Annotated in this window: 10 protein-coding genes; 5 read left to right on the top strand and 5 right to left on the bottom strand. The window is 59.5% G+C overall.

What is annotated here, in order from left to right; genetic code table 11:
• Positions 1-12: 12 nt before the first annotated feature.
• The 4 genes from acnD to KUF73_RS00445 all read right to left on the bottom strand — a co-directional run bounded on the left by acnD (position 13) and on the right by KUF73_RS00445 (position 5,665).
• The gene (gene acnD / locus KUF73_RS00460) at positions 13-2,607 is read right to left on the bottom strand and encodes a Fe/S-dependent 2-methylisocitrate dehydratase AcnD (RefSeq protein WP_218436093.1); all 2,595 of its coding nucleotides are present in this window, start codon (positions 2,605-2,607) and stop codon (positions 13-15) included.
• A gap of 174 nt (positions 2,608-2,781) precedes the next feature.
• Complete coding sequence (gene prpC, locus KUF73_RS00455; protein WP_218436092.1) at positions 2,782-3,909, bottom strand: 2-methylcitrate synthase; 1,128 nt, start codon at positions 3,907-3,909, stop codon at positions 2,782-2,784.
• 152 nt (positions 3,910-4,061) lie between these two features.
• Positions 4,062-4,952: a methylisocitrate lyase gene (gene prpB / locus KUF73_RS00450; protein ID WP_218436091.1), complete on the bottom strand. Its 891-nt coding sequence runs from the start codon at positions 4,950-4,952 to the stop codon at positions 4,062-4,064.
• Entirely contained in the window at positions 4,949-5,665 is a 717-nt protein-coding gene (locus tag KUF73_RS00445) for a GntR family transcriptional regulator (RefSeq protein WP_218436820.1), read from the bottom strand. Before KUF73_RS00445 ends, prpB begins: the two co-directional genes overlap by 4 nt.
• 304 nt (positions 5,666-5,969) lie before the next feature.
• Between KUF73_RS00445 and KUF73_RS00440 the strand changes: the two genes are divergently transcribed.
• From KUF73_RS00440 to pabB, 4 genes are all read left to right on the top strand, one after another.
• Positions 5,970-6,506, top strand: a complete 537-nt coding sequence (locus tag KUF73_RS00440; RefSeq protein WP_218436090.1) for an ATP-dependent zinc protease — start codon at positions 5,970-5,972, stop codon at positions 6,504-6,506.
• 5 nt (positions 6,507-6,511) lie between these two features.
• On the top strand, positions 6,512-8,047 hold the full coding sequence (locus tag KUF73_RS00435) for an inactive transglutaminase family protein (protein ID WP_218436089.1): 1,536 nt from the start codon (positions 6,512-6,514) through the stop codon (positions 8,045-8,047).
• Positions 8,047-9,033, top strand: a complete 987-nt coding sequence (locus KUF73_RS00430; protein ID WP_218436088.1) for an alpha-L-glutamate ligase-like protein — start codon at positions 8,047-8,049, stop codon at positions 9,031-9,033. The genes KUF73_RS00435 and KUF73_RS00430 overlap by 1 nt, the downstream gene beginning before the upstream one ends.
• A gap of 214 nt (positions 9,034-9,247) precedes the next feature.
• A complete protein-coding gene (pabB, locus tag KUF73_RS00425) occupies positions 9,248-10,585 on the top strand; it encodes an aminodeoxychorismate synthase component I (RefSeq protein ID WP_218436087.1) in 1,338 nt (445 codons plus the stop codon).
• A gap of 147 nt (positions 10,586-10,732) precedes the next feature.
• Here the strand turns inward: pabB and thrH are convergent, their stop codons facing one another.
• A complete protein-coding gene (gene thrH / locus KUF73_RS00420) occupies positions 10,733-11,350 on the bottom strand; it encodes a bifunctional phosphoserine phosphatase/homoserine phosphotransferase ThrH (RefSeq protein WP_218436086.1) in 618 nt (205 codons plus the stop codon).
• A gap of 163 nt (positions 11,351-11,513) precedes the next feature.
• Between thrH and KUF73_RS00415 the strand changes: the two genes are divergently transcribed.
• On the top strand, positions 11,514-12,254 hold the full coding sequence (locus KUF73_RS00415; RefSeq protein WP_218436085.1) for a phosphoadenylyl-sulfate reductase: 741 nt from the start codon (positions 11,514-11,516) through the stop codon (positions 12,252-12,254).
• Positions 12,255-12,598 lie beyond the last annotated feature (344 nt).

The raw sequence follows: 12,598 nt of genomic DNA, 5'->3' as shown, positions 1-12,598 counted from the left end.
GCAACTGGTGTTTTAGACGGCAACCGCCGATTCTTCGAGGAAGTCCTGAGCGAAGCGTTGCAACACGCCGCCGGCCTCGTAGATCGACACTTCTTCGGCGGTGTCGAGGCGGCAGGTCACCGGCACCTCAACGCGCTCGCCGCTCTTGCGATGGATCACCAGCGTCAGATGGGCGCGCGGCGTGCGGTCGCCGATCACGTCGTAGGTTTCGCTGCCGTCGATGGCCAGGGTGTGGCGGTTGGTGCCCGGCAGGAACTCCAGCGGCAGCACGCCCATGCCGACCAGGTTGGTGCGGTGGATGCGCTCGAAACCTTCAGCGGCGATGGCTTCGACACCGGCCAGGCGCACGCCTTTTGCTGCCCAGTCGCGGGACGAACCCTGACCGTAGTCGGCGCCGGCAATGATGATCAGCGGCTGCTTGCGCTCCATGTAGGTTTCGATGGCTTCCCACATCCGCATCACTTGGCCTTCCGGCTCGACGCGGGCCAGCGAACCCTGTTTGACCTTGCCGTTTTCCACAACCATTTCGTTGAACAGTTTCGGGTTGGCGAAGGTCGCGCGCTGCGCAGTCAGGTGGTCACCCCGATGAGTCGCGTAAGAGTTGAAGTCCTCTTCCGGCAGGCCCATCTTGGCCAAGTACTCACCCGCCGCGCTATCAAGCATGATCGCGTTCGACGGCGACAGGTGATCGGTGGTGATGTTGTCCGGCAGTACCGCCAGTGGGCGCATGCCCTTGAGCGGACGCGCGCCGGCCAGTGCGCCTTCCCAATACGGCGGACGGCGAATATAGGTGCTCATCTCGCGCCATTCGTACAGCGGCGTGACTTTCGGGCCGGTGTCTTCGTGGATGGCGAACATCGGGATGTACACCTGACGGAACTGCTCCGGCTTCACCGAAGCCTTGACCACGGCGTCGATTTCTTCGTCGCTCGGCCAGATGTCTTTCAGGCGAATTTCCTTGCCATCAACCACGCCCAGCACATCTTTTTCGATGTCGAAACGAATCGTCCCGGCGATGGCGTAAGCAACCACCAATGGCGGCGAGGCGAGGAATGCTTGCTTGGCGTATGGGTGAATCCGCCCATCGAAGTTACGGTTGCCGGACAACACGGCGGTGGCGTACAGGTCGCGATCGATGATCTCTTGCTGGATCACCGGGTCCAGGGCGCCAGACATGCCGTTGCAGGTAGTGCAAGCGAAGGCGACAACGCCGAAACCGAGTTGCTCCAGCTCGTCGGTCAGACCGGCTTCGTCCAGGTACAGCGCCACGGTTTTCGAACCCGGTGCCAGGGACGATTTGACCCACGGCTTGCGGGCCAGTCCCAGCTTGTTGGAGTTGCGCGCCAGCAGGCCGGCAGCGATCACGTTGCGCGGGTTACTGGTGTTGGTGCAGCTGGTGATGGCAGCGATGATCACTGCGCCATCGGGCATTTGCCCTGGTACATCTTCCCACTGGCCGGAAATGCCTTTTGCCGCCAGATCCGAGGTGGCCACGCGAGCGTGCGGGTTGCTCGGGCCAGCCATGTTGCGCACTACCGAAGACAGGTCGAAGGTCAGGCCGCGCTCGTATTGCGCGCCCTTCAGGCTGTCTGCCCACAGGCCAGTGGTCTTGGCGTAGTGCTCGACCAACTGCACCTGCTCGTCTTCACGGCCGGTCAGTTTGAGGTAGTCGATGGTCTGCTGGTCGATGTAGAACATCGCTGCGGTGGCGCCGTATTCCGGGGCCATGTTGGAGATGGTCGCGCGGTCGCCAAGGGTCAATGCGGCGGCACCTTCACCGAAGAACTCCAGCCACGCACCAACGACTTTTTGCTTACGCAGAAATTCGGTCAGCGCCAGCACCATGTCAGTGGCGGTGATGCCCGGTTGCAGCTTGCCAGTCAGTTCAACGCCGACGCTTTCCGGCAGGCGCATCCACGATGCACGACCCAGCATGACGCTCTCGGCTTCCAGACCACCGACGCCGATGGCGATCACGCCCAGCGCATCGACGTGCGGGGTGTGGCTGTCGGTGCCGACGCAGGTGTCGGGGAACGCCACGCCGTCGCGCACCTGGATCACCGGAGACATTTTCTCCAGGTTGATCTGGTGCATGATGCCGTTGCCCGGCGGGATCACGTCGACGTTCTTGAACGCCTTCTTGGTCCAGTTGATGAAGTGGAAACGGTCTTCGTTGCGACGGTCTTCGATGGCGCGGTTTTTCTCGAACGCCTCCGGATCGAAACCACCGCGCTCGACGGCCAGGGAGTGGTCGACGATCAATTGCGTCGGCACTACCGGGTTCACTTGCGCCGGGTCGCCGCCTTGCAGGGCGATGGCGTCACGCAGGCCGGCGAGGTCCACCAATGCGGTCTGGCCGAGAATGTCGTGGCACACCACGCGAGCCGGGAACCATGGGAAATCGAGGTCGCGTTTGCGTTCGATGAATTGCTTCAGGGATTCGGTGAGCGTGGCCGGATCGCAGCGACGCACGAGGTTTTCCGCCAGCACACGGGAGGTGTACGGCAGGGTGTCGTAGGCGCCAGGCTGAATCGCCTCGACCGCCGCACGGACGTCGAAGTAATCCAGGTGGCTGCCGGGCAGCGATTTGCGAAATTCTGTGTTCATCGTCAGGACTCGGTCACGGTAATTACAAAGGGTTGGGGCGAACTGAACCCGATCCTGTAGGAGCGAAGCTTGCTCGCGAAAGCGGTCCATCTGTCGACATCGATATTGAATGTCGGTCCGCCTTCGCGAGCAAGCTTCGCTCCTACAGGGGGCTTAGTTCCTGGCCCTCGCCATTCAGCGTTGTTCGATTGGCACGAACTTGCGCTGTTCAACACCGACGTACTCGGCGCTTGGGCGGATGATGCGGTTGTTGGCGCGTTGTTCGTACACGTGGGCGGCCCAGCCGGTCAGGCGCGAGCAGACGAAAATCGGTGTGAACAACTTGGTCGGGATGCCCATGAAGTGGTACGCCGAGGCATGGTAGAAGTCGGCGTTCGGGAACAGTTTCTTCTGATCCCACATGGTCTTGTCGATGGCCTCGGAAACCGGGAACAACACCTTGTCGCCCACTTCGTCAGCGAGTTTTTTCGACCAGCCCTTGATCACTTCATTGCGCGGATCGTTGTCCTTATAGATCGCGTGGCCGAAGCCCATGATCTTGTCCTTGCGCGCCAGCATGCCGAGGGTGCCTTCGATCGCGTCTTCAGGGGACGAAAAGCGCTCGATCATTTCCATCGCCGCTTCGTTGGCGCCGCCGTGCAGCGGACCGCGCAGCGAACCGATGGCCGCGGTGATGCAGGAATACAGATCGGACAACGTGGAAGCGCATACCCGTGCGGTGAAGGTCGAAGCATTGAACTCGTGCTCCGCGTAGAGGATCAGCGAAACGTTCATCACCTTGACGTGCAACTCGCTCGGCTTCTTGCCGTGCAGCAGGTGCAGGAAGTGGCCGCCGATGGACTGCTCGTCGCTCACGCAATCGATGCGCTTGCCTTCGTGGCTGAAGCGATACCAGTAGGTCATGATCGCCGGGAACGCGGCCAACAAACGATCAGTCTTGTCGTGCTGCTCGGAGAAGTCATTTTCCGGTTCCAGGTTGCCCAGGAACGAACAGCCGGTGCGCATCACGTCCATCGGGTGGGCGTCGGCGGGGATGCGTTCCAGCACTTCTTTCAGCGCTTGCGGCAGGTCACGCAGCTTGCTCAGTTTGCTGATGTAGGCCGCCAGTTGCGTTTTGCTCGGCAGTTCGCCGTACAGCAGCAGGTAAGCGACTTCTTCGAATTGCGCGTCAGCCGCCAGTTCGCGAACGTCGTAGCCGCGATAGGTCAGACCTGCGCCCGACTGGCCCACGGTGGATAGTGCGGTTTGCCCGGCAACCTGGCCACGGAGCCCGGCGCCACTGAGTACTTTTGCTTCGGCCATTGCTGTCTCCAATTTTTGAATTTGTTAGGGAATCGGCAAATTGTGATTCATCAGGTTTTTATGTGATGCCGAACAGATCGCAGCCTCGTTGCACTCGACAGCTCCTACGGGGATTCATGTAGGAGCTGCCGAAGGCTGCGATCTTTTGATCTTTACTTCTTCGCAGCAAACAACGCATCGAGCTTCTGCTCGAAGGTGTGGTAGTCGATACGATCGTAAAGCTCCATGCGAGTCTGCATGGTGTCGATGACGTTCTGTTGCGTGCCGTCGCGACGGATGGCGGTGTAGACGTTTTCCGCGGCCTTGTTCATGGCGCGGAAGGCGGACAGCGGGTACAGCACCAGCGACACGTCGGCGGCGGCCAACTGCTCGGTGGTGTACAGCGGCGTCGCGCCGAATTCGGTGATGTTGGCCAGGATCGGCGCTTTCACGCGGCTGGCGAACAGCTTGTACATGTCCAGTTCGGTAATGGCTTCCGGGAACACCATGTCGGCACCGGCCTCGATGCACGCGGCGGCGCGATCCAGGGCGGATTCCAGACCTTCCACCGCCAGGGCGTCGGTGCGGGCCATGATCACGAAGCTGTCATCGGTGCGGGCATCGACGGCGGCCTTGATGCGGTCGACCATTTCCTGCTGCGAAACGATTTCTTTATTAGGACGGTGGCCGCAACGCTTGGCGCCGACCTGGTCTTCGATGTGAATCGCCGCCGCGCCGAACTTGATCATCGACTTGACGGTGCGTGCAACGTTGAACGCCGAGGAACCGAAACCGGTGTCCACATCCACCAGCAGCGGCAGGTCGCAGACGTCAGTGATGCGGCGCACGTCGGTCAGCACGTCATCCAGGCCGGTAATGCCCAGGTCAGGCACGCCGAGCGAGCCCGCGGCCACGCCGCCACCGGACAGGTAAATCGCCTTGAAACCGGCGCGCTTGGCCAGTAGCGCGTGGTTGGCGTTGATCGCGCCGACCACTTGCAATGGATGCTCGCTGGCGACCGCATCGCGGAAACGCTGGCCTGGAGTGCTCTTGTTCAAACTCATGACTCACCTCGTTTGGCTGTCGGGTTGGCGCCGTCCTGGTAGTGACGGGCGATATTGCGTTTGGAGGCGCCGATGTGACGGCGCATCAACAACTCGGCCAGTTCACCGTCACGGTCGGCGATGGCATCGAGAATTCGGTGGTGTTCGGCAAAGGCCTGATGCGGGCGATTGGGCGTGGTGGAAAACTGGATGCGGTACATGCGCACCAATTGATACAGCTCGCCGCAGAGCATTTGCGTCAGGGTGCGGTTGCCGCTGCCCTGAATGATTCGGTAATGGAAGTCGAAATCACCTTCCTGCTGGTAATAACCTCGGCCGGCCTGAAACGCCTCGTCGCGCTCATGGGTTTCCAGCACCTGGCGCAGCTCGTCGATTTCTTCGACGGTCATGCGCTCAGCGGCCAGGCGACAGGCCATGCCTTCGAGGGATTCGCGGATTTCGTAGAGTTCCAGCAACTCGGCGTGGCTCAGCGATACCACCCGTGCGCCGACGTGCGGCACACGCACCAGCAAGCGCTGACCTTCCAGGCGGTGGATGGCCTCACGCAACGGACCACGGCTGATGCCGTAGGTGCGGGCCAGCTCTGGCTCGGAAATTTTGCTGCCCGGGGCGATCTCGCCTTTGACGATGGCCGCCTGAATACGCCGGAAGACGTTCTCGGAAAGTGTTTCCGAATCGTCCTGCACTACGAGAGGGGGATCGAGTTGATCCAGCATGATTGTCGACACCTTGAAAGCCAATGCCGCAAAAACTAACCAAAACAGGCACGGCAGTCAAAGGATAATTAGATATTGTCGACAATCGTCTAATAACCACCTGCACCATAACGAAGCAGGACCTTCTGTTTATAGCCGCGGGCCAGCGCTGGCGCCATAAAACCACCGTGCTAGAATGCCGCCCGCATTTGTTTGTCACATCTGCACTGCCTGTCATAAAACCCTGATAGGCATACGAGGGAGCTTGCGCAGCGATGCCAGGGCCTTGAATCGAAGTACGGACCGCTGCGCACCAGGATTTATGAGACTCAAGCCCTTCCCCACCTTCCTTTATTTTCTTTGCCTGCCCGGCTTCGCAGTGGCGGGGGAAAAGACTGTGTATGGCCTTAATGAGTACGCGTCACTCGGCGGCATCGACCTGGAAGTGGCCGCCAAACTCGATACCGGGGCGAAAACCGCCTCCCTGAGTGCCCGCGACATCAAACGTTTCAAACGCAATGGTGAATCCTGGGTACGTTTCTACTTGGCCATCGACACCGCCCATTCGCACCCGATCGAACGACCGCTGGCCCGCGTCAGCAAGATCAAGCGCCGTGCCGGCGACTACGACCCGGAAGAAGGCAAGAAGTACACCGCCCGCCCGGTGATCGAACTGGATATCTGCATGGGCTCGGCCTTGCGCAGCATCGAAGTGAACCTGACGGACCGTAGCGCGTTCCAATACCCGCTTTTGATCGGCTCCGAAGCGCTCAAACGCTTCGATGCGCTGGTCGACCCCAGCCTTAAATATGCTGCCGGCAAACCCGCCTGCACCACCGACGCTCATACCGCAGAGTAATTTAAATGCGCTCTCTTACCCTTCATCTGAAACTGCTGATCACGATCCTGGTGGTCTTGGGCATTTCAGTAACGGCCTATCAGATCTTCGTGCTCGGCATTCCCGTGACCGAAGACGCCACCGACGACTTGTGGAACATCGACGCCAAAGTCGAGTTCGTCGCCAGTGCCAAGGACCCGGTCAAGATCCAGATGTTCGTGCCGCCACTGAGCCGCGACTACGTCAGCCTCAACGAGAGCTTCATTTCCAATAACTACGGCGTGGCGGTGAACCGGGTCGATGGCAACCGCAAGGTCACCTGGTCGGCACGTCGGGCCAAGGGCAACCAGACTCTTTATTACCGTCTGGTCCTGACCAAACGCTACAGCGCCGAGAAATCCAAGATCAAAGGGCCGACCTTCCGTGACAGCATCGCCGTCGAAGGGCCAGAAAAAATCGCCGCCGAAGCCCTGCTCGCGCCGATTCGCCAGCATTCCGCCGACGTCGAAACCTTCGTCGGCGAAGCCATCAAGCGTGTCAACAATCTCAATGACGACAATGTGAAGCTGCTGCTGGCGGGCGATCCGTCCAGCGGGCAAAAAGCCAAGATCGTCGAATTGGTGCTATCCATCGCCCACGTACCCGTGGAGAAAGTCCACACCATCCGCCTGGTGGCCGATCAACCGCAAACGCCGGAACTCTGGCTGCGCAGTTTCAACGGTACTGACTGGCTGTATTTCAACCCGGAAACCGGTGAACAAGGCCTGCCCACCGACCGTCTGTTGTGGTGGACCGGCGATGAAAACCTGATCACCGTCGACGGCGGCAAGAAAGCCACTGTCACCTTCAGCATGAACAACAGCGAAATGAACGCCATTCGTCTGGCCAAGCTGACAGACGAAAACACTGACGCCAACTTCCTTGAATACTCGTTGTACGGCCTGCCGCTGCAAACCCAGCAGACCTTCATGATCATGGTGATGATCCCGATCGGCGTATTGGTGATCCTGATCCTGCGCAACCTGATCGGCCTGCAGACACTGGGCACCTTTACCCCGGTGCTGATCGCCCTGGCCTTCCGTGAAACCCAGCTCGGCTTCGGCATCGTGCTGTTTACGATCATCACAGCGTTGGGGCTGTCGCTGCGCTCCTACCTTGAGCATTTGAAACTGCAAATGCTGCCGAGGCTGTCGGTGGTGCTGACGTTCGTGGTGGTGCTGATCGCCGCCATCAGCCTGTTCAGCCACAAGCTCGGCCTGGAGCGCGGGTTGTCGGTGGCGCTGTTCCCGATGGTAATTTTGACCATGACCATCGAACGCCTGTCGATCACCTGGGAAGAACGCGGCGCCAGCCATGCCATGAAAGTGGCGATCGGCACACTGTTCGCCGCCTCCCTGGCGCACCTGATCATGACCGTGCCGGAACTGGTGTACTTCGTGTTCACTTTCCCGGCGATCCTGCTGATCATGGTGGGCTTCATGCTGGCCATGGGGCGCTATCGCGGCTACCGATTGACCGAACTGGTGCGCTTCAAGGCTTTCCTGAAGAAGGCTGACGCCTGATGTTCGGCTTCTGGAAGACCTGGAAAGCCCTGGAAGCCCGAGGCATCATGGGCATCAATCGGCGCAACGCCGACTACGTGCTCAAGTACAACAAGCGCAGCCTGTACCCGATTGTCGATGACAAGATCATCACCAAGGAACGCGCCATTACCGCCGGCATTCATGCACCGGAATTGTATGGCGTGATTTCCACCGAGAAAGAAATCGACAACCTCGACGAGATCATCGGCGGGCGCAACGACTTCGTGATCAAACCGGCCCAAGGCGCGGGCGGCGATGGGATTATTGTGGTGGCCGACCGTTTCGAGGGTCGCTATCGCACGGTCTCGGGAAAAATCCTCGCCCACGAAGAGCTTGAGCACCACATTTCCAGCATCCTCACCGGCCTGTATTCCCTCGGCGGGCACCGCGACCGGGCGCTGATCGAATACCGGGTGATCCCGGACCAGATTTTCAAAAGCATCAGTTACGAAGGCGTACCGGATATCCGCATCATCGTGCTGATGGGCTACCCCGCCATGGCCATGCTGCGCTTGCCGACCCGTCAGTCCGGCGGCAAGGCCAACCTGCACCAGGGTGCCATCGGCGTCGGCGTCGACCTCGCCACCGGCCTGACCCTGCGCGGCACCTGGCTGAACAACATCATCAACAAACACCCTGACACCACCAACGCAGTAGATGGCGTGCAACTGCCCTACTGGGACGGTTTCATGAAACTGGCCGCCGGCTGCTACGAGCTGTGCGGCCTGGGTTACATCGGTGTCGACATGGTGCTCGACCAGGAAAAAGGCCCGCTGATTCTTGAACTCAATGCCCGACCGGGCTTGAACATCCAGATTGCCAACGATTGCGGCCTGACCCTGCGCACCCATGCGGTCGAGGCGCGGCTGGAAGAGCTGAAAGCCCGTGGCGTGACCGAGACGGCTGAAGAGCGCGTGGCGTTTGTGCAGGAAATGTTTGGTCATGTTCCAGCTGTCGAGGGCTGATTCGGGACTGAGTCGCTGCCATCGCGAGCAAACTCGGCTCCTACAGGTTCAGCGCAGTCTCTGTAGGAGCCGAGCTTGCTCCCGATGGCGGCATAACAGTCACTACATCACTCAACTCTGCCCCCAATCTGCCAATCTCCGACATCCCCCTAGGAGCAAATCCTACAGAGGTCTACAATCGCCACCCCGCCTCGATGGCTGATCTACCCCGCCCATGCTGACCTGTTCCGTACACCCGCTACCCTATCGCGCCAACCCCGCCGAGTACTTCGCGGTCATTCGTCATGCCCCGGGCGCCGTGCTGCTCGACAGTGGCCGCCCAAGCGCCGAGCGTGGGCGTTATGACCTGTTCAGCGCCTGGCCACTGGAGCAACTGGCGGTAGCGCCTGACGAAAGCGGTGCCGATTTCCTGCAACGCCTTCGCGATAACCTGACACGTCTCGGTGAAGCAACCGTTTCTGATGAGTTGCCGTTCGCCGGTGGTCTGATCGGCTACCTGAGCTACGACTTCGGTCGTCATCTGGAACACTTGCCGAGCCAGGCACTGGACGACCTGCAATTGCCGGATGCACGTTTCGGCTTGTACGGCTGGGCGCTGATCAGCGATCACCAACGAATGACCAGTCAGTTGGTGTTTCATCCAACGCTGGCCGACAGCGAACGTCAGCGTTTGATCATGCTGTTCCGTCAGGTTGCGGCTGGAACGGTCGAGCCTTTCTCACTGCAATCGCCGATGAAGGCTGACCTGAACGCTGATGAATATCGCCAGGCGATCGAGCGCATTCAGCAGTACATCCAGGCCGGTGACTGCTATCAAGTCAACTTCGCCCAGCGTTTTCGCGCGCCTTGCCAAGGTGATCCATGGGCCGCGTACTGCGCGTTGCGGGAGGCCTGCCCGACACCGTTTTCCGGTTTCCAGAGCTTGCCCGACGGCGGTGCTGTACTGAGCCTGTCACCGGAGCGCTTCGTCAAAGTCAGCGAACGGCACGTAGAAACCCGCCCGATCAAAGGCACTCGCCCGCGGGGCCTCACCGCTTGCGAGGATGCAGCGAACGCAGCCGAGCTGCTGGCCAGTCCCAAGGACCGTGCGGAAAACCTGATGATCGTCGACCTGCTGCGCAACGACCTCGGTCGGACCTGCCGCACCGGCTCGGTACGGGTGCCGGAGTTGTTCAGCCTGGAAAGTTATCCGAACGTGCATCACCTGGTGAGCAGCGTCACCGGCGAACTGGCGGATGATCGGGATGCCTTGGACCTGATCGCCGGCAGCTTCCCCGGTGGCTCGATCACCGGGGCACCGAAAATTCGTGCGATGCAGATCATTGACGAACTGGAGCCGACCCGACGTGGTTTGTACTGCGGCTCTCTGTTGTATCTGGACGTGCGCGGCGAGATGGACAGCTCCATCGCCATTCGCAGTTTGCTGGTCAAGGATGGGCAGGTGTGTTGCTGGGGCGGCGGCGGGATCGTCGCCGATTCCGAGTGGCAGTCCGAGTATCAGGAATCGATCACCAAGGTGAAGGTGCTGCTCGATACTCTGCAAAACCTCTGATCAACACAACCCTGTAGGAGCTGCCGAAGGCTGCGATCTTTTGATCTTGCTCTTAAAAACAACATCAAAAGATCGCAGCCTCGTTTCACTCGACAGCTCCTACCGGGCTCCTGCCGGGCTCCTACCCGGCTCCTGCAGGGAGTGGATTTACAGGGTCAGGGCGCGGTTGGAGGCTTTGATGAATTCCTGCTTCAATGCTTCAAAGGTATGCACCGCCGGGAATTGCGGGAACTCGCGAATCACGTTGTCCGGCGCATGGAACAGAATCCCGGCATCCGCCTCGCCCAACATCGTGGTGTCGTTATAGGAATCACCGGCAGCAATCACCCGGTAGTAGAGGCTCTTGAAGGCCAATACCGACTGACGCTTCGGATCTTTCTGACGCAACTGATAGCTCGTTACCCGGCCGGCATCGTCGGTAATCAGGCGATGGCAGAGCAAAGTCGGAAAACCGAGTTGGCGCATCAGCGGTTGGGAAAACTCGTAGAAAGTGTCCGACAGGATCACCACCTGGAAGCGCTCGCGCAACCAGTTGACGAACTCGATGGCGCCGTCCAGCGGCTTGAGGGTCGCGATCACTTCCTGGATATCAGAGAGCTTCAGGCCATGCTCGTCGAGAATCCGCAGACGCTGCTTCATCAGCACGTCGTAGTCGGGAATATCGCGGGTGGTGGCCCTGAGAGATTCGATCCCGGTTTTTTCGGCGAAGGCGATCCAGATTTCCGGGACCAGCACACCTTCAAGATCCAGACAGGCAATTTCCACAAGACACTCCCATTTGTATTGTTTATTGAGTCGAGCGAGGCCGAACTCTAGCGACTTGGCCCCCACCGCGCAACGCAGAGGACGCCCCGACCACCGCAGCTTTTTGTTACCATCGGCCCCATATAGAGCGCCAAGCGCCACCGACCTGTAGGAAGCCGCCCTGATGAGCCCAACGTTCGACGTCGTGGAACTCGCCACGACCTATGCCAACAAATCCGCCCAAGACATCCTGAAACTCGCGTTCGCCGAGTTCGGCGATGACCTGTGGATATCTTTCAGTGGTGCCGAGGATGTGGTGCTGGTGGACATGGCCTGGAAGCTGAACAAAAACGTCAAAGTGTTCAGCCTCGACACCGGTCGCCTGCACCCCGAGACCTACCGCTTCATCGATCAGGTGCGCGAGCACTACAAGATCGACATCGAACTGGTATCGCCGGACTACACCAAACTCGAACCGTTCGTGAAGGAAAAAGGCCTGTTCAGCTTCTACAAGGACGGGCATGGCGAGTGCTGCGGTATCCGCAAGATCGAACCATTGCGCCGCAAACTGTCCGGCGTCACTGCCTGGGCCACCGGCCAGCGCCGTGACCAGAGCCCTGGTACCCGCAGTGCCGTGGCTGTGATGGAAATCGACAGCGCGTTTTCCACCCCGGAACGCACCCTGTACAAGTTCAACCCACTGGCACAAATGACCAGCGAAGAGATCTGGGGTTACATCCGCATGCTCGAACTGCCGTACAACAGCCTGCACGAGCGCGGCTTTATCAGCATCGGCTGCGAACCGTGCACGCGCCCTGTGCTGCCGAACCAGCACGAGCGCGAAGGCCGCTGGTGGTGGGAAGAGGCCACGCAGAAAGAATGCGGACTGCATGCAGGCAACATCATCAGTAAATCCAAAGCCTGAAACATCGCAAACCCTGTAGGAGCGAGCCTGCTCGCGATGGTGGCCAACGAAAACGTTGCCAGCCTGACACCCCGCGGCGGCCTCCGGTTTATCGCGAGCAAGCTCGCTCCTACATATTGAGAGTAAGTCCATATAAATGTGTACACACGAATGTCACCATCGGTGCCATTTGTGTGTGCACTTTTAGTTCTAACGCCCCAAAAAGTTACATCCACCGCCAGTCATCTCAGATCTACCCCCTCCTAAAATCCCCGATAAAAATAAATACCTGTTCGAACGGTCAATTTATATCGCCTTCATTTCAGCCACTTAGCTAAAAGCAATAACAAAACGAAATGAGCAGA

The sequence above is a fragment of the Pseudomonas sp. PD9R genome, from assembly GCF_019200975.1.
In the GTDB taxonomy this organism is placed as follows: domain Bacteria; phylum Pseudomonadota; class Gammaproteobacteria; order Pseudomonadales; family Pseudomonadaceae; genus Aquipseudomonas.
Note: the sequence above shows the minus strand (reverse complement) of the source record. Positions and strands in the feature narration are given on the sequence as shown.

Excerpts from the sequence above, each read along its gene's own strand:
- acnD (WP_218436093.1), bottom strand. The coding sequence starts at position 2,607 with ATGAACACAGAATTTCGCAAATCGCTGCCCGGCAGCCACCTGGATTAC.
- prpC (WP_218436092.1), bottom strand. The coding sequence starts at position 3,909 with ATGGCCGAAGCAAAAGTACTCAGTGGCGCCGGGCTCCGTGGCCAGGTT.
- prpB (WP_218436091.1), bottom strand. The coding sequence starts at position 4,952 with ATGAGTTTGAACAAGAGCACTCCAGGCCAGCGTTTCCGCGATGCGGTC.
- KUF73_RS00440 (WP_218436090.1), top strand. The coding sequence starts at position 5,970 with ATGAGACTCAAGCCCTTCCCCACCTTCCTTTATTTTCTTTGCCTGCCC.
- KUF73_RS00435 (WP_218436089.1), top strand. The coding sequence starts at position 6,512 with ATGCGCTCTCTTACCCTTCATCTGAAACTGCTGATCACGATCCTGGTG.
- KUF73_RS00430 (WP_218436088.1), top strand. The coding sequence starts at position 8,047 with ATGTTCGGCTTCTGGAAGACCTGGAAAGCCCTGGAAGCCCGAGGCATC.
- pabB (WP_218436087.1), top strand. The coding sequence starts at position 9,248 with ATGCTGACCTGTTCCGTACACCCGCTACCCTATCGCGCCAACCCCGCC.
- KUF73_RS00415 (WP_218436085.1), top strand. The coding sequence starts at position 11,514 with ATGAGCCCAACGTTCGACGTCGTGGAACTCGCCACGACCTATGCCAAC.